The sequence below is a fragment of the Vibrio sp. STUT-A16 genome (assembly GCF_026000495.1).
Lineage (GTDB): Bacteria > Pseudomonadota > Gammaproteobacteria > Enterobacterales > Vibrionaceae > Vibrio > Vibrio diabolicus.
Genome location: NZ_AP026766.1, coordinates 1,194,808 through 1,210,831, shown reverse-complemented (window position 1 = coordinate 1,210,831; position 16,024 = coordinate 1,194,808). Strand labels below are relative to the sequence as shown.

The window sequence follows — 16,024 nt, the reverse complement described above, 5'->3', positions numbered from 1 at the left end:
TGAATCACGACTTACTCTGACATTATAGAAAGAGAAACTCGCCTTCTGTTTTAAACAAGCAGGCGAGTGTTTCACCAAGTTGAAGTAATCAGCGTGCGAGACACCACGATAAAAATGAGCCGCATACTTCTCTAATTTACTTTGCGCTTTCTGACAGAATCAGAGACACAACGGTGCTTGTGGTGGTTGGAGCAAACTGCTCAGGATCATCACAGAATTGAATTTTCCCTTTTTCTTCAACGTGGAACAACGGTACTACCGAGTTCCCTTTGTGGTGCGCTAAATAGTCTTGATACGTAAAGTTGTCGCTCAATTTCGTGTGTTTTATCTCTGCACCGCGGCTCAACAAACTGGCCAGTTGGGTATAGCTTACGTTACCGCCCATCAGCAATTTACCGTGGTACTCCTGAGCCACGGAGTGCTTCTCGCTACCATTGCCGTTGGTTTTCACTTTTTGCAAGCAGTGAACTTTATCTTCACCAAACTCGTCGACAAATTGCATGCAAGCCATAATGTTGAAATGCTGGTCAGGCGTTAATGCAACGACTTGTCCCACCCCTATCAGGTTCAAATTGTCATCTGCGTGACTAGAAATCGGATTCCCGTAGTAGTAATCCAGCCCCAACATACGAACTTGACTGATGTACTCCCAGTTAGAATCGGTCATCAATATGCGGCGGTCATAGCGTGCCAACGCTTGACCAATTTCTCTGGCTACTCGGTTAGCACCAATCAACAAGAAGCCGCGTGGCGCTGGCTCCGCGACGCCCAACATCAATGCGACAGGACGTGCCGTTGCACTTTGTAAAACAACCGTTCCGATGATCACCATGAAGGTCATAGGAACCAGTAAAATCGCTTCATCAATACCGTATTCGGTCAATTTGATCGCGAAAAGAGAAGAAATAGAGGCAGCGACAATACCGCGCGGTGCAACCCAAGACAGAAACAGTTTATCTTTAAGTCTCAAGTTACTGCGGATGGTTGAGAGGAAAATCGACAACGGGCGCGACACCAACTGCATAAATACAAACAGCAATAACGCGCCACTACCCAGCGCAGCAAAATCATCCAAGCTAATGCGTGCAGCAAGGAAAATAAATAGGCCGGTGATCAGCAATATGGTCAAGTGCTCTTTAAAGTGCAGAATTTGTTGAATATTGATGCCCTTTGCGTTGGCAAGCCACATACCCATTACAGTAACCGTGAGTAATCCGGCTTCAGACTCAATATGGTTGGAGACGGAAAATACGCCGAGCACGATCATCAAAACCGCAAATGGCTGCAAGTATTCCGGTAGCCACGCACGGCGCATAATTGTTGCGACTGCTGCGCCGGAGGCCGCACCAAGAATGACGCCCACGGCAATGAGCGTCCCAAACACTTCGACGCTATTTATCGCGCTGTGCGATACGATGAACTCATAAACCATCACAACAAAAAGCGCACCGAGTGGATCAATCAAGATCCCCTCCCAACGCAAAATATTAGCAAGCGTACTGTTAGGCCTTACCGTCCGAAGAAGTGGCACTATCACCGTCGGACCTGTGACCACGGTTAAGCTGCCGAACAACATGGCGAGCTCCCAAGTAAAACCGAGGAAATAGTGCGTCGCAATACTGGTTGCTGCCCACGAAATGATGGCCCCGAAGGAAACGATACTCCAGACTGAGCCACTCACACCGCGAATTTCTTTGAAGTTTAGGGTCAAGCTGCCTTCGAAAAGAATCACCGCAACCGCCAATGAAACCAACGGAAAGAGCAAATTCCCTAAAATCTCATCTGGATTTAACCACTGCATAAATGGCCCGACAATCAACCCGGCTAGCAGCAAAAATAAAATCGCTGGTAAGCGCAATCGCCATGCCAACCACTGACAACCTAAACCAATGACCCCAACCGCTGATAGCACCAGCGCTTCATTACCCACTTGCATTAATCATTTACCTGTTTTGTCTTTTTTCGCGTGAATGCGCTATACCCAAATAACCTCGGGCGTGCGGTTCAATAAGCATGACTTAGCATGCAGACTAAACGGCTTACCTTCGACTCTTCGACAGCATGCCTCTGAAATACACATTTTTGAGGTCACTTGGGTATCGCATCAGAATTATGAATATAGTTGAACCCCAATGACTTAACGACTCATTTCTGTTCATCAGGTCTTAAAGTGACATACAAGTATGTCGCTTCGTCGAATTCATCATTACGCATTGAGTTTCATTATGTAGAATGATTCTTAAAGAAAGCGCGGAACCTAGCACTATATGAAGCTAAGGCAAAGCGCTTGGACTAAGCTTTAGCGTACGTGCTCAAAGTTAAGAATCGTGTGTCACGCGACGTACGCAAGGAGAAATGGATTGTACGTAATACTAGCACTATTCATGGCATTGCTCGCCATCCTCATCGGAGTGAAAGCCGCCAACCGAGCAGCACTTTTAGAAAAAGAGCTAACCAAACTTCGTGAAGAGGTAACATCACTGCGAGTCAGTCTAAATAAGGACTCGAACCAACCAACGTGCCAACAATCCAGTGTTGAAGAGGTAACAAAAGAAGCAAACTCCTCATCCTCTAAGGAGCATGACCCGATTACCGACCGAGCATCTTATCCAAACGCAACACATCAAGCTCAATACCAGACAAGCGAAGTTCAACTGGACGTTTTTAGTCAAGAACAAGAGTCTATATTGCCAAGTAGAGTGCAGAGTCTGTTTAGCAACATTCAAGAAAACTGGTTGGTTTGGGTGGGCGCGCTGGCAATGCTAATTGGTGGGGGGTATCTCGTACAGGTTATTGGTAGTCACATTGAATTTTCGCCATTTATGCGTGTGTCCTTTGCGTTTGTACTCTCGTTACTTATGGTGCTTGTTGGCGAATGGTTCCACCGCAAAGAACAACAAAATCCTCAACGAGCAACACGAGCCCAAGGCTTTACTTATGTGCCTGCCGCCGTTACCGGAACCGGGCTAACTGGTATTTACTGCACGGTTATCTTTGCGTTTGTTGTTTATCAAATGCTGACGCCTAGTGTCTCGCTTATCATCTTAGCCGCTGCCGCATTTTGCAGCTTGGCTCTATCTTTACAGCAAGGACCGTTGATGGCGGTGCTTGGTCTGATTGGTGGATATACCGCACCGTTATGGATTGGTGGAAGCGAGCCTAATTACTTCTTACTGGCTGGGTATATCAGCGCGATCTCGGTCGCGGCAACATTGCTAATGCAAAAAGTACGTAGTGCATGGATTTCTCCAAGCATCGCGCTTCCACATGTTGTTTGGATGCTGTTGCTCATTGAAAGCATGCCGCTTGAGACACTTTTTTCTTGGCTGGCTATTTATCTCTCCATTACTCTTTATCTTATTTTCGCCGTTCCAAGACTGGGTTGGACACTCAATCCTCGTTATCATCACTGCCAGAATAAGTGGACAAATCCGCCGACCGCTACCTCTCTCGCGATTGCGTTATTGACCTTTTCGGCTGTCACCAGAATGCCAGAATTGGACACACTGCAAATGGTGTACTGTTATGCGCTGCTCGTTGCGACAGTATGGCTCCCAGCGGTTCGCACAGGTTGGTCATTGCGCGTATTTTTGCCTTCCATATTGGTCTCTGCGACCGCACTTGTTGTCCTCACTGTCGCGTTTGACGCTTTGTATATGCCAGAACATGGTGCCAGTATCTTACTCGCATTGGCCACCAGTATTGCACTGATCTGCTGTCGAACTTATTGCCAGTCACTCAGTGACCGATCGCAACTTAGCGGCGTACTTCTGTTAGTACTGGCTCCTGCAATGAGTTTGATTACGCTGTTTTATGTCGACGAATTTATGCAAGGCTACCTGTGGCACTGGACTGCATTCTGCGCATTGGTGACCGTTTATTACGTTGTACTTGGTCAGCGCTTACATTCGCTAGCATTGGAATGTTCTGCCGTCATGCACGCTTTAATCGTAGGCGTCGCCTTTGTTTGGTTAAGCGATACCTGGTTGACGACAGCAATCTCGATACAAGTTGCGGTAATGGCGCTACAGACGCAATCAGGGTTATTTCGCCCCGCAAGTTGGGCGATTAAAGTGGCGATGGGGATACTGGTCATCCGCCTCACACTTTTACCCTTCATCCCTGAATGGCAACCCGTAGAAGCAGGACATTGGGCTTGGGTTATTGTGAGTTACCTACCGTCTCTCATCATCCTGCTCTATGCTCGAGCCACGCTAAAGCAAGTGGACCTCGAACTGACCAACTGGTTTGAAGGCGCATTTTTGCATGTATTCTTAATGGCGCTATTCACCCAAACCAACTACTGGTTAACTGGGCAGTACGGCTATTTGGGACACCTTGATTTCACAAGCGCCATCGTTTTTGCTAACCAAGCGCTGGTTATGGGTTTGGTGTACAGCTACCGTAGCCAATTTGCACAACGCTTAAGCCGCATCTATGAAGCCTACAGCTACCTGCTTTGGTGTGCCTTCGCATTGCTGATAATTTTGCTTAATACGGCAGAGTCGCCATTGGTGACTGACAACGTCTCAGCCCAAGCTCTTCCCGTCATTAATATGCTAAGCGTCGGCTGGTTGCTGCCAGCTTGCATCCTACTTATCGCAACCTTTAGAGGCTGGAATACGTTACAGGTTCATCGATTTTCGGTTGCTAACCTAGGCTTTGCACTTGCTGCTATTTGGTTAGGTATGTCTATCCGTCAATTCTGGCAAACCACATCCATGATGTTGTACCAACCGACCAGCATGGCAGAACTGTTCAGTTATTCAGTAGCAGGTTTGCTCGTGGGTGGATTGCTTACTTGGCGCGGTGTGACACACAGAGGGTTGATGATGCAGCGCGTGGGTCTAGTGGTTTTAGCTTTTGTCGCACTCAAAGTATTCTTATGGGATGTTAGTTCTCTGGATGGGTTCTGGAGAGCAATCAGCTTCTTAGGTTTAGGAGCATCTTTAATCGCGCTTGGGTGGTTATTCCAGAAATTGAATCGCTCGGTGGCAAAAGCACTCGAACCATAAACGAATTAAAGAGAGATTCCCGACAATGCACCGTTCTCGTTATTGGGGGGCGATAGCGATGCAAAGCCGGGAATCATTGGAGTGTTCGTTATTTTAGCAACGCAACAACCGTATGACGACGCACGTTTGCTTGTGCATTCAACGCTTGAAAAGTCGAGGTGAACTCACCAGACTTCTGCACAAAACCATCCAGTTTTGCATTCACATCATCCACAGAAAGCTGCGCGGTTTTATTTTGAATTGAGCGCATTTGAGTGTTCAACTCTCCATGAAATGCTTTCGCTTCCTGCAAGCTCGTTTGCACTTGTCTTAGGTGCTGGTTCACTTTGGCAATCGTCTGTTTCATACCATCGCGTGATGCCAAATCAAACCCAAGTTCTGCAATACCATCTGGCTCTGACTTTAGATTTAGAACGTTCGGCTGGCCCGCAGGAAAACGGTGCCCTTCGCCCGTGACCATCACTTTCTGCTGCATTTGCTGATAAGCGTTGTCTCTGGCTTCAAATAAAATGCTGCCATCGTCAGCTAATGAGGCGCGCATCCCTAAAGCAATCAAGCTTCGGTCAAGCATTTTGACAGTTCGAGCACCATCGGCTTGTCCATCGAACTGAATCATTACCGCTTGACCCTGAGGGAAATCCAAACGAATTTGCTCAGCTTTGTCACTTAAGCGATGCACATTCAAGCCAGGAATAGAAAAGCGACGAATGTCTGCTTTATCTAGCTTTAAATGCAGTTCGTTGTTGAGCACTTTCTGGCCGTCGAAACGAGCATGCTCCACAACGTTCTGAATGGTGGCTTTAGAACGAACCAATGTATCCTGCAAGCCAGGTACATTTTGCACGCCTTGATTCACCGCTTGCGTCAAACCACGTTTAATTTGAGTCAGCTCTTTGCCAATCACCTGCAACGATTTCGATGCGATCTGCACTGCCGTCGCTTGCTGCTGACCTTGGGTCAGTTGAATCCCAGAGACAGAGTAGGCTGACGCAGTGTCAGCCTGAACTTGCGCCGGGCGCGGTTTAATTGCAGTACTTGAGTCTGCAGAACGGGTCGGCATGATAGAGGCTTGTTCTTGCCCACCCAAGCGTATGCTATGGGGTCTAACCTCTACTGTACTCATTACCATAAAAGAACTTCCTAACCTTATAGACGGTCAAACAACGATAGATCATTGATCTTTACATAGCTCGCTTGCGTTGCTTGCAAAGCCGCCATGTAATTGCTCAAGCGTACCGATGCTTCACCGTAATCCAGAGCTGAGAGGTCACCTGATACTTTATCGACGAACAGTTTATTCTCACCATGGGCACCGCCAACCAAATCTAGGTTATTGTGTCGGCCACCAATCTCCGTCATCGTGCCAAGTACGCTTGCCAACGTATCATCAATGGCACTCAGGCTTGCGTCCACTTCAGCTTGGAAATTCGGACTCGGGTTCTCAAATTCTGTAATTAGATTGTTAATTTGATCCAGTACGTTTTTGCCGCCACCAAGGTCCAAAATGTCCTTTGCCGTCATGTTGGAATCCATCGTTACGCCTTTCGCAATCGTCACGACACGTTTATCGCTGTTGCCCTCGATGACATAACTACCGCTTGTACTGTTTATAGCAGGGGTATCAGTTTTGGTGCCTGAAAATAGGTAGTGCCCTTCTTCATCCTGAGCATTGAAAGACGACTCAATTGAATCACGATAGCTCTTTAGCTCCGTGATCATACCGGTACGGTCTTGATCAGTCAGTGAGCCATTCGCGCCCCATAATGCAATATCACGCATGCTCATTAGGCTCTCTTTCACTGAGTCTAAATGTGTTTCTTGACTCGAAAGCGTGGTTTTGACGTTTGCGATATTGTTTTGATATTGGGCGATGGCGCTGTTTTCACGATCCAAATTAAGCAGCTTAATCGATGCCATTGGATCGTCAGATAGTTTAGTTAGACGCTCACCTGTCGTCATTTGTTGTAGCACGTGCCCCAGACCTGCATTGTTACCTTGCAGGCTTTGCAGCATCATTTGGCTAAATTGATTGTCACTGATTCGCATCTGGGTTTCCTTTAGAATAACTGCAATACAGAATCGAACAGCTGATTCGCTGTGCTGATCACTTTCATGTTGGCATTGTGTGCATTAGCAAACGTCATTAAGTTAGCCGCTTCTTCATCACTGTTAACGGCACTCACATTGTCACGAGCCGCATGTGCTTGCTTGTTCATGGCTAACTTAGCTTGGTAATCGGCGTCTGCTTGGCGTGCTTTAATCGCGGTTTGACCCACCATAGAACTGAATGCGTCATTCAAACTCACAGAGCCATAGCCAGTCACAGAAACAGGCTTGTTGCTTAAATTAATCAACGACTGCAATACATCCGCATTACCTGGCGTACCATCACTTGAAAACGCAAGCTCACCTGGAGTCAACTCAGTGATATCCAAACTTGCCGCTGGGTTGGCAGGGTCGTAGCTGAACAATGGTTTACCTGGGTTACCATTTAAATCTTGTCCAGTAGCGAGCACAGCGTTGTATTCATCCGCTAACGCTTTCGCCATGTCATTCAAAGCCAATTGGTTTGGTTTTAATACATCGGTTTGATAATCGTTAATCGCACCTAATTTGCCACCAAGAGAGTCACCAATCGCAAAACTTTGGCTTGAGAATGTTACGTGTAAGTCTGCTACGTAAGGGTCACTAGGGTCTGGAACGGCTGCGAGTTTGCCATGGTCCGTGCCCATCACAAGTGGCTGACCAGAGGTCAACGTTACCTGAACACTGCCGTCAGGCTGCTCTGTTGTTCTGATTTCGATGGTTTGAGATAACTCGCCGATCAATTTATCTCGTTCATCCATAAGTTGCGATGGGTTGCCGCCTGTTCCTTGCATTTCAACCAGCTGCTTGTTTACCTTCGCGATGTTTTCCATGAGGCTATTCGCGTGGTTGAGTGCCGCATTACGCTGATCGCTCATATCTTTATGTTGATTGTGCAAAGACTCGGTCAGCGTATTAAAGCGGCGTGCCAACGCTTCAGATTCGTTGATGATTTGTTGACGGTAAGGGATCGACTCAGGCTTAACCGTGGCATCGTTAAGCGCAGCGTTTAGAGAGTCCAAACCAGCAGAAATACTGAAGCCATCGGCCCCTAGCGTATTTTCCAATTGGCTCATGTTGCTGGTGTAACCAGAAGCGTACGCCGCCATACTGTTAGTTGACCACGTTTGCTTAATCAGAAATTGGTCTGTAACGCGGCGAATGCTGGTGACCTCTACCCCTAAACCAGGGCTTAAGCGGTTAGCTTTTCCGTCATCGACTGATGCCATCAATGCTTGTTGACGGCTATAGCCCACAGTATTCACGTTCGCCACGTTTTGTGCCGTTACGTCTAAGGCCACGCGGTTCGCGCCTAAACCTGAAAGGGCAATATTAACTAGGTTCATTTACAGCTCCATTTTCCTGATCAACGGCTGAGAAAACGCGGTAGTCATACCGGCCTCACCGAGCACCTGTTTTACAGAGGCGACGGCTTGAGAGGCGGTATTAAATAAGCTTGAGCTCCCCTCAATCTCGTTAGCATCAAGCTGTGAGATAGATTCAGAATTCGCACCTTTACCATCGTTTGCAGATGAGATGTTACGCGCAGCATCAAAGGCGACTTCGCGCATAGAGGGGCTAAGTTGCTGGATGAGCATATTGGCAATGCCGGAGCTCTGCTTTTTTGCCAGTTCCATTGCCAGTTGCCCATCGTACATATCGCGGAAAACACCTTGCTGCTGGCTTGCAAACGGGCTGTCTTTATCCGCTAGAACATCGCTGCTGCTGCGCATTTGACGCAGCACCATTTGTAAAAACATCGCCTCAAATTGACCCGCCACTACTTCAAGCGCGCCTTCCTGATCTCGACTCTGCTTGATGTTGGCAAGTGCGCTGTTGTCGTGATACAGCATCGAATTCAGTTGAGTTTGTTCATTGGTACTGTCTAGTTTCATCCTTAACTCCTTAAATCACGACCAATTCAGCGTTCAATGCACCCGCTTCGCTAAGTGCTTGCAGGATAGACATTAAGTCAGTAGGTGTAGCACCTAAGCTGTTTACCGCAGTCACAATAGTGTTGAGCTCCGTGCCTGGAGGCCAAATCACCATTTGAGCTAAATCTTCGTTCACATCAAGATCCGTTTGGTTAACGACTTTCGTATCGCCATTTGCAAACGCATTTGGCTGACTGACTTGTTGTGATTCAGAAATTCGCACGGTTAAGTTGCCGTGGCTCACTGCCGCCTCACTCACTTTGACACTCTTACCGATCACGACCGTTCCCGTGCGAGAGTTAAAGACAATTCGAGCCGGCTTGCGGCCTTCCACGACGCTCATTTCTTCAAGCATCGACATCATCACTACGCGCTGTTGGGTATCTTTTGGTGCACGCATATCAATGCGCGCTTTATTGATCGCAACAGCAACGTTAGGCCCAAAAGTATTGTTAATTTCACGCGCGATATTTTTTGCCGTCGTGAAGCTTGGTTTACGCAGGTTTAAGGTGACTTCATCACGCTGGTTGAAATCAGTTTTGATTTCTCTCTCTAACGTCGCACCATTCGGGACGCGACCTGCCGTTGGCGTATTAACTTCGACTTTGGAGCCGCTTCGCCCTTCTGCAGACAAACCGCCCACCACGACGTTTCCTTGTGCAATGGCATACACTTCACCATCAATACCGCGTAAAGGCGTCAACAATAGCGTACCGCCACGGAGGCTTTTCGCGTCACCAATTGAAGACACGACCACGTCCAAAGTTTGTCCGGGGCCCGCCATTGGATCAACGGTTGCTGTCACGCTCACAGAAGCCACATTTCGTAGCTTAGGGTTCATACTGTCATCAATTTGAACCCCAAACTGACGTAACATGTTGGTGATAGATTGAGAAGTAAATTTCACTTGGTTTCGGTCACCCTGGCCAGCTAAGCCAACCACCAAACCATAACCAACCAATTGGTTTTCTCGAATGCCGCGTACATCGACCAAGTCCATGATCGGAATTTCCACTTCAGCATGTGAAGTGGTTGGTAATCCCAAGGTCAACACCAATAGGAAAGACGTAAAGAAAGATTGCATTGTCTTCATTAGAAAGGTACCCATGGGCTGTTGAAGAATTGAGTTAGCCATCCGGCTGCGTTGCTGTCAGCCAGAGCTCCGCGACCTGCGTAGGTAATTCGTGCATCAGCAATTCGTTGAGAAGAAACTTGGTTGCTGCGATTAATATCATCCACACGAACAATGCCAGTGAGACGAATAAACTCATCTCCCTGGTTAAGGCGCAGCCATTTTTCGCCACTGATACGCAATACACCATTAGGTAACACCTCGTGTACCGTTACGGTGATAGCACCTTGCAGCTTGTTACCCTGTGAGCTTGAAGCGCTGCCATCAAAGTTGCGGCTGCCATCGACACTAACCCCTAACTCATCGAACGTTTTCGTTCCTATGGTCGGCGCCGCGAAGTTAACCGCTGAGCTTTTGCCAAACTTAGTACCCGCTTTTTTGCTCGATGAGGTTTCTTCTGATAGTTGAACCGTTAACACATCGCCAACTCGGTAAGCACGACGATCCTGAAACAGGGTCATCGTGTATTGGTGACGATAAAGGCTACCAGACTGGGTTTCCGGCAACGTGTAATCGAGCGTTGGTGGTGCATATTCCTCGGCATTTGGCTCAGGCGGAATAAATTCCTGACGGCCGGCACATCCCACCAGCAACACGGCGGCTACTGCCCAACTCTTAGAAAGCCATTTCATTGCTTTTTCCTTCATCATCACCAATTTCATACTTACATTGATTGCGAAACAAACTTCAGCATGTCATCTGCAGCAGAGACCACTTTCGCATTCATCTCATACGCACGTTGAGTCGTGATCATGTCGACCATCTCTTCCACTACTTGTACGTTTGAACCTTCCAATGCACCTTGCTTGATGAGGCCTGCGCCATCTTCACCTGCAATCAGTTCATCTGCCGGGCCGCTGGCTTCCGTTTCACGGAACAAGTTACCACCCACGGCCTCTAAGCCTGCTGGGTTAATGAATTTTGCGAGCGTGATTTGACCAAGCTGCTGTGGCGTTGGATCGTCCGCCGTCGTTGTTGTTACCGTGCCATCAACACCAACAGAGAATGAAGAGGCATTATCTGGGATCTGAATTTGTGGCTCTAACGGCAAGCCTTGGCTGTTCACCATTAAGCCTTCAGAGTTGACATGGAACTGACCATTACGTGTGTACATGATCTGTCCATCCGAGTTTTCGATTTGAAAGAAACCCTGTCCCATAACGGCAAGGTCCAACTCTTGTGTTGTATTTTGAGTGTTACCTTGCGTAAACACTTTTTGCGTGCCAACTACGCGAACACCGCTACCTAGCTGAATACCACTTGGCAACTCGTTAACTTGGTCTACTTGAGCACCAGGTTGACGCTGAATGCTGTAGAAAAGGTCTTCGAATACAACTCGGTCACGCTTAAAGCCAACTGTATTTACGTTCGCTAGGTTGTTAGAAATGGCAGTCATCTTCGTGTCCTGCGCTGCCATGCCTGTTTTACTTACCCATAATGCTGAATGCATTTTTTATTACTCCTTGCGGGGCGAGACTTATCTCGCCGCCATTAATTTATTACCAGCTTGTGCCAACGTCTCGGCCGTTTTCATCATGCGAACTTGCATCTCGAAGTTACGCGTTAACGACATCACGCTAATCAACTCATCAATGGCAGATACGTTACTGCCCTCAATGTGCTCAGGAGAAAGTTGCACGGTTTCATCGGCAGCGAATGGCACGCCATCTACACTGTGCAGTAGGCTGTCACTCTCTTTTTGAAGTTGGTTCATTTCTGGTTTAACCAACTTCAACGTTCCCGCGACGATTTCTGCGCCACCACCTGGTGGAATCACGGATACTTGACCACGCTCGCTGATTTCAATCTTTTGATAATCAGGCACAACCAAAGGCCCATTTTCACCAAGAACAGGGAAACCATTGATGGTCATGGCACCAAAAGTGTCGACTTGGATATTGCCCGCTCGCGTGTACGCTTCGTTACCCGCAGGGGTTTCAACAGCAAGATAACCCTCACCCATGATGGCGACATCCAACGGGCGTCCCGTTTTCATAATGTCGCCAGAATCAAAGCGCGTTGAGGCAGAGTTGGTCACAACCATAGTGCGACCATCAAAACCTGGGCCTTGCATTTCTACACTGCGCACGCGCTCCATATCCGCTCGAAAGCCAGCAGTATCAGCGTTTGATAAGTTGTTTGAACGCACGTGCTGAGCCTTAAGAACTCGACTCGCACCTGACGTTGCAGTAAATAACAAGCTATCCATGCAAAACTCCCATTACACCGCGTTAAACAAAGCTTGAGTTAGCTTGTCGCTGGTAGAGATGGTTTTCGCGTTTGCTTGGTAGTTACGCTGTGCGGTCATAAGCGCCACAAGCTCACTGGTTAGGTCAACGTTAGAACCTTCTAGCGCACCTGGGGTTAAATCACCCAACGTACCTGAACCAGGGACACCCGTGATTGGCGCACCAGAGCTGAAGCTTTGAGTCCATGCCGTACCACTCACTTTTGCTAAACCTTGTGTGTTGGCGAAGTCTGCAAGTACAACTTGACCTTGCAGCTGTGATTGGCCGTTAGTGTAGGTCGCGTAAACCATGCCATTACCTTCAACGCGTACACCTGCAAGCTCACCGGATGTGTAGCCGTTCGGGCTGTTAGTACTTACGCCGAATTTCGCACCGAACTGCGTACTGCCCTTCAAGTTAATGTCGACACTCATCGCGTTTGCGCCTGCCGCAGGGAATGAAACATTAAACGGAGCCGTCGGTGAAGAAAGCGAACCGTCTTTGTCAAACGTTACTGGTACCGTTGTCACTGGTGTTGCGCCACCATCCACTTGAACATTCACTTCCCAAGAGTTAGAAGCGGTCTTAGTGAAGTACTGGGTTACCGTGTGCGAGTTACCCAGCGAGTCATAGACTTTTGTGGTGTAAGACGAATTGAATGAGTTTGGATCGTCCGGATTGAACGGCGTTACCGTTTTATCAATGGCAGACGCACTTGCATCAAAGTTTGCAACAAAATCAAGACCGTCTGTCGCTTTTGCATTCAGTGATGACGTAGATACTTGGATATTGCCCACAGAGCCTGTCATCAGGTTGTTGTTGCTATCCACACTGTAACCTTGCAGTTTTGCGCCACTGTTAGCTGTAACAAAGTTATCTTTATCTGTCGCGAATACACCTGAACGCGTGTATAGCGTTTGACCCATGTTGTCTTTAGTGACAAAGAATCCGCCACCGTTGATCGCCAAGTCCATCGCACGGCCAGTTCCTGAGATACTGCCGTCTTTGTCGAAGTTCTGTGAAATTGACGCGACTTCTACACCACCAGGTTGCATGCCGTTGTATACTGCGGAGAATTCTGTGCGGCCACCTTTAAAACCATACGTTGATGCGTTGGCAATGTTGTGACTGATTGTGTTTAGCTCTGTGTTGGTCGCGTCCAGACCACTTAGTGCGATGTTAAAACTCATAAAAAGACCTCTGATTTCCCTATTTGGTTAAGCACCAAACTGAGTGATTTGATAGAAAGGAACGTTGCCAACGCCATGGACATTGACTAATGCTGCGCCGCCAGTATTTGGAATACGCACTTGCTCAACAGTGCCAGCCATGAGCACATTTGGACTTGCTTGCCCTTCTTGCACTTCTACTGCCACTGAGTATTTGCCTGGTTTAAGACCAAGTTCTTCAGGATTAATTGAAAAGTCGACGTCACCTTTGCCGTGAGCACCTAATGGCACTTTAGTAGATTGACCAAACTCATCTTTCACAACTAACGTCACTTGGTTTGAGCTATGAGCGAGTTCGATTTTTCCGTTCTGTACGCCTTCACCAAGCTCAAATTCTTTGGAGTTGACGTAAACAGTTTGTCCGACGAGCCCCGCTGTCGATAGCACTTGCATGTTGTCGAGGAGAATCATGCTCTGTTGCATTGTCTTGGACATATTCTCGGTACTTTGAACTTGAGAGAATTGAGCCAACTGACCAACGTATTCCGTGCCATCAAGTGGGTTAAGTGGATCTTGGTTTTGGATCTGCGCCACCATCAAAGAAATGAATTCGTTCTCTAATGAAGAAGCACTGTTCATATCTTTAGGGTTTGGTGCAATGCCATTGTTCTCTTTTGCTTTAGTGCTCACCGGAGCATCTGACGATAAAGGTGTATATTGTGCGAGACTCATTAACTGCCCTGCCCTAATCTAAGCAGACCTTGCTGCATACTTTTCACATTTGATAACACTTCAACATTGGTTTCGAAGCTACGTGTCGCTGACATCATGTCTGCCATTTCAGCCACGACATCGATATCTGGGTAATACACATAACCTTCACCATTGGCCAACGGGTTGTTTGGCTCAAAGCGTTTCTCGGCTTCTCCCGCATTTTTCACAACGTCAACAATGCGAACTTCAGCATTGGGATAAACCCCGTTTTCCGTTGTCAGCTGCGCTTTTTGGTACACAGTCGCGAATACGGGCTTCAGCGCTTTATAAGCGTCATCTGGATTTGCAGACACCGCGTCCGCGTTAGCTAAGTTACTGGCGACCGTGTTAAGACGCACAGTTTGTGCCGTCATCGCGGATCCAGTGATCGAGTAAATATCAGTGAATGACATAATTAACGTCCCTCAATCGCTTTCGTTAAGCCATTAAATTTCATGTTGAGAAACGTCAGGCTAGTTTGAAAGTCCATGTTGTTTTGCGTGAATTTCGCTTGTTCAACACCCAGTTCTACAGTGTTGCCATCTTTGCTGTTCTGGTAAGGCACCGAGTATTGGGCCTGAACCTGAAACTTAGGCACTGGTTTGTTCACACCGCCTGCAGCCACCTGGTTCATTACGGTGGTGAAACTTAGGTCTTTCGCCAAATACCCAGGGGTGTCAACATTTGCTAGGTTACTGGCAAGGACTTTGGTACGCTGAACGCGAAAATTAAGTGCCTCTGGATGTACACCTAAAGCATTTTCAAATGTGATCGCCATGCATCTTCCTTACAGTTGGCTCGAATACGCCAACATACAAACAAGATGCGTGCCATAAAAAATAGTTATATATATCAATGATTTACAAACAAGGATGGAAGCCAAACTTCCGGCTCACGGAAAGCATTAAAAGCAAGGGGAAAGTGCTTACTTCCTCAACATTAATGCTAACTCTGCTTGCTCTAATACCAGGACAAACTTTCGCCAAGACCTCTGGCAGAACCCTAAGCGTTGAGGAGATAAAATCTGTTGTAGCAGAGCATTTCAAACAAGAAGTGGCCCAAAATACTCACTCTAACCAGTGGGGAGAATACCAACTGGATTTCGACATGTGGGTGCCAGGCTCGGCGAATCACCTACCTGAGTGTGAATCGCCTCTGGTCATCACTGGTCGCGACAATCAAGCGTTGCCAGTTGGAAACCTTAAGCGCTCAGTAAGTTGCGATGACATCGCTTCACCCTGGCGAATTAACGTCACGATAAAATCTTCTCTGACACTGCCTGTCTTGGTTGCCACAACCACGGTCGGTCGAAATGAAGTTGTGACTGCCAAGCACGTTAAACTGGAAACGCGCACCATCTCGCGACAAGACGATTTTTATACTCGCCCAGGACAAGCAATAGGCTTAGAAACCTCTCGCCGTTTACGTGCAGGGCAAGTGGTCAACCCATCCAATTTATCGGCTCCACCTTTAATCGAAAAAGGCAATGAAGTCATAGTGATTGCGAGCAAAAATGGATTTAGCGCCAGCACGAAAGGAGTCGCCTTAGAAGATGGTGCGAAAGGGCAACAAATTGAAGTAGAAAACCTAAGTTCTGGCAAGGTCATTAGAGCTGTCGTAACCGGGTTAAACCAAGTTCATACTCAATTTTGATTTTGGACTCAGAGTAACATTTTTTAATTTTGGCTCTCGTCAGTAACGCTGAACT

Annotated in this window: 15 protein-coding genes; 2 read left to right on the top strand and 13 right to left on the bottom strand. The window is 47.5% G+C overall.

Annotated elements, in window-relative coordinates; translation table 11 throughout:
- Nucleotides 1–136 precede the first annotated feature (136 nt).
- Nucleotides 137–1,936 (bottom strand): sodium:proton antiporter, encoded by a 1,800-nt coding sequence (locus tag OO778_RS21965; protein ID WP_264911684.1) that lies wholly within the window; start codon nucleotides 1,934–1,936, stop codon nucleotides 137–139.
- A 424-nt stretch (nucleotides 1,937–2,360) separates the two neighbouring features.
- On the opposite strand from OO778_RS21965, the gene OO778_RS21960 reads away from it, so the two are divergent.
- Nucleotides 2,361–5,015 (top strand): DUF2339 domain-containing protein, encoded by a 2,655-nt coding sequence (locus tag OO778_RS21960; RefSeq protein WP_264911683.1) that lies wholly within the window; start codon nucleotides 2,361–2,363, stop codon nucleotides 5,013–5,015.
- A gap of 88 nt (nucleotides 5,016–5,103) precedes the next feature.
- Here the strand turns inward: OO778_RS21960 and OO778_RS21955 are convergent, their stop codons facing one another.
- Genes OO778_RS21955 through flgB form a run of 12 tightly spaced genes read right to left on the bottom strand, consistent with a single transcriptional unit; the run spans nucleotide 5,104 to nucleotide 15,094 of the window.
- Nucleotides 5,104–6,144: a hypothetical protein gene (locus OO778_RS21955; protein WP_012842382.1), complete on the bottom strand. Its 1,041-nt coding sequence runs from the start codon at nucleotides 6,142–6,144 to the stop codon at nucleotides 5,104–5,106.
- 17 nt (nucleotides 6,145–6,161) lie between these two features.
- The gene (flgL, locus tag OO778_RS21950) at nucleotides 6,162–7,061 is read right to left on the bottom strand and encodes a flagellar hook-associated protein FlgL (protein WP_074189795.1); all 900 of its coding nucleotides are present in this window, start codon (nucleotides 7,059–7,061) and stop codon (nucleotides 6,162–6,164) included.
- Nucleotides 7,062–7,072: 11 nt separating this feature from the next.
- Nucleotides 7,073–8,446: a flagellar hook-associated protein FlgK gene (gene flgK, locus OO778_RS21945; protein ID WP_005395291.1), complete on the bottom strand. Its 1,374-nt coding sequence runs from the start codon at nucleotides 8,444–8,446 to the stop codon at nucleotides 7,073–7,075.
- Complete coding sequence (locus OO778_RS21940; RefSeq protein ID WP_074189794.1) at nucleotides 8,447–8,995, bottom strand: rod-binding protein; 549 nt, start codon at nucleotides 8,993–8,995, stop codon at nucleotides 8,447–8,449.
- Nucleotides 8,996–9,005: 10 nt separating this feature from the next.
- Complete coding sequence (locus OO778_RS21935) at nucleotides 9,006–10,127, bottom strand: flagellar basal body P-ring protein FlgI (RefSeq protein WP_031780462.1); 1,122 nt, start codon at nucleotides 10,125–10,127, stop codon at nucleotides 9,006–9,008.
- Nucleotides 10,127–10,798, bottom strand: a complete 672-nt coding sequence (gene flgH, locus OO778_RS21930) for a flagellar basal body L-ring protein FlgH (RefSeq protein WP_005395295.1) — start codon at nucleotides 10,796–10,798, stop codon at nucleotides 10,127–10,129. The genes OO778_RS21935 and flgH overlap by 1 nt, the downstream gene beginning before the upstream one ends.
- A gap of 32 nt (nucleotides 10,799–10,830) precedes the next feature.
- The gene (gene flgG, locus OO778_RS21925; protein ID WP_005395297.1) at nucleotides 10,831–11,616 is read right to left on the bottom strand and encodes a flagellar basal-body rod protein FlgG; all 786 of its coding nucleotides are present in this window, start codon (nucleotides 11,614–11,616) and stop codon (nucleotides 10,831–10,833) included.
- Between the two features lie 27 nt (nucleotides 11,617–11,643).
- Complete coding sequence (flgF, locus tag OO778_RS21920) at nucleotides 11,644–12,375, bottom strand: flagellar basal-body rod protein FlgF (RefSeq protein WP_006741308.1); 732 nt, start codon at nucleotides 12,373–12,375, stop codon at nucleotides 11,644–11,646.
- A gap of 12 nt (nucleotides 12,376–12,387) precedes the next feature.
- Nucleotides 12,388–13,584, bottom strand: coding sequence for a flagellar hook protein FlgE (flgE, locus tag OO778_RS21915; protein WP_005395301.1), 1,197 nt, complete (start codon nucleotides 13,582–13,584; stop codon nucleotides 12,388–12,390).
- 27 nt (nucleotides 13,585–13,611) lie between these two features.
- Nucleotides 13,612–14,295, bottom strand: a complete 684-nt coding sequence (gene flgD / locus OO778_RS21910) for a flagellar hook assembly protein FlgD (RefSeq protein ID WP_005395303.1) — start codon at nucleotides 14,293–14,295, stop codon at nucleotides 13,612–13,614.
- On the bottom strand, nucleotides 14,295–14,729 hold the full coding sequence (flgC, locus tag OO778_RS21905) for a flagellar basal body rod protein FlgC (RefSeq protein WP_005395305.1): 435 nt from the start codon (nucleotides 14,727–14,729) through the stop codon (nucleotides 14,295–14,297). The genes flgD and flgC overlap by 1 nt, the downstream gene beginning before the upstream one ends.
- 2 nt (nucleotides 14,730–14,731) lie before the next feature.
- Entirely contained in the window at nucleotides 14,732–15,094 is a 363-nt protein-coding gene (gene flgB, locus OO778_RS21900) for a flagellar basal body rod protein FlgB (protein WP_005395306.1), read from the bottom strand.
- A 77-nt stretch (nucleotides 15,095–15,171) separates the two neighbouring features.
- On the opposite strand from flgB, the gene flgA reads away from it, so the two are divergent.
- Nucleotides 15,172–15,969: a flagellar basal body P-ring formation chaperone FlgA gene (gene flgA / locus OO778_RS21895; protein ID WP_264911673.1), complete on the top strand. Its 798-nt coding sequence runs from the start codon at nucleotides 15,172–15,174 to the stop codon at nucleotides 15,967–15,969.
- Nucleotides 15,970–16,024: the final 55 nt, after the last annotated feature.

What these genes read in the sequence shown, in the direction of transcription:
- OO778_RS21965 (WP_264911684.1), bottom strand. Translation starts at nt 1,936, where the DNA reads ATGCAAGTGGGTAATGAAGCGCTGGTGCTATCAGCGGTTGGGGTCATT.
- OO778_RS21955 (WP_012842382.1), bottom strand. Translation starts at nt 6,144, where the DNA reads ATGGTAATGAGTACAGTAGAGGTTAGACCCCATAGCATACGCTTGGGT.
- flgL (WP_074189795.1), bottom strand. Translation starts at nt 7,061, where the DNA reads ATGCGAATCAGTGACAATCAATTTAGCCAAATGATGCTGCAAAGCCTG.
- flgK (WP_005395291.1), bottom strand. Translation starts at nt 8,446, where the DNA reads ATGAACCTAGTTAATATTGCCCTTTCAGGTTTAGGCGCGAACCGCGTG.
- OO778_RS21940 (WP_074189794.1), bottom strand. Translation starts at nt 8,995, where the DNA reads ATGAAACTAGACAGTACCAATGAACAAACTCAACTGAATTCGATGCTG.
- OO778_RS21935 (WP_031780462.1), bottom strand. Translation starts at nt 10,127, where the DNA reads ATGAAGACAATGCAATCTTTCTTTACGTCTTTCCTATTGGTGTTGACC.
- flgH (WP_005395295.1), bottom strand. Translation starts at nt 10,798, where the DNA reads ATGAAATGGCTTTCTAAGAGTTGGGCAGTAGCCGCCGTGTTGCTGGTG.
- flgG (WP_005395297.1), bottom strand. Translation starts at nt 11,616, where the DNA reads ATGCATTCAGCATTATGGGTAAGTAAAACAGGCATGGCAGCGCAGGAC.
- flgF (WP_006741308.1), bottom strand. Translation starts at nt 12,375, where the DNA reads ATGGATAGCTTGTTATTTACTGCAACGTCAGGTGCGAGTCGAGTTCTT.
- flgE (WP_005395301.1), bottom strand. Translation starts at nt 13,584, where the DNA reads ATGAGTTTTAACATCGCACTAAGTGGTCTGGACGCGACCAACACAGAG.
- flgD (WP_005395303.1), bottom strand. Translation starts at nt 14,295, where the DNA reads ATGAGTCTCGCACAATATACACCTTTATCGTCAGATGCTCCGGTGAGC.
- flgC (WP_005395305.1), bottom strand. Translation starts at nt 14,729, where the DNA reads ATGTCATTCACTGATATTTACTCGATCACTGGATCCGCGATGACGGCA.
- flgB (WP_005395306.1), bottom strand. Translation starts at nt 15,094, where the DNA reads ATGGCGATCACATTTGAAAATGCTTTAGGTGTACATCCAGAGGCACTT.
- flgA (WP_264911673.1), top strand. Translation starts at nt 15,172, where the DNA reads ATGATTTACAAACAAGGATGGAAGCCAAACTTCCGGCTCACGGAAAGC.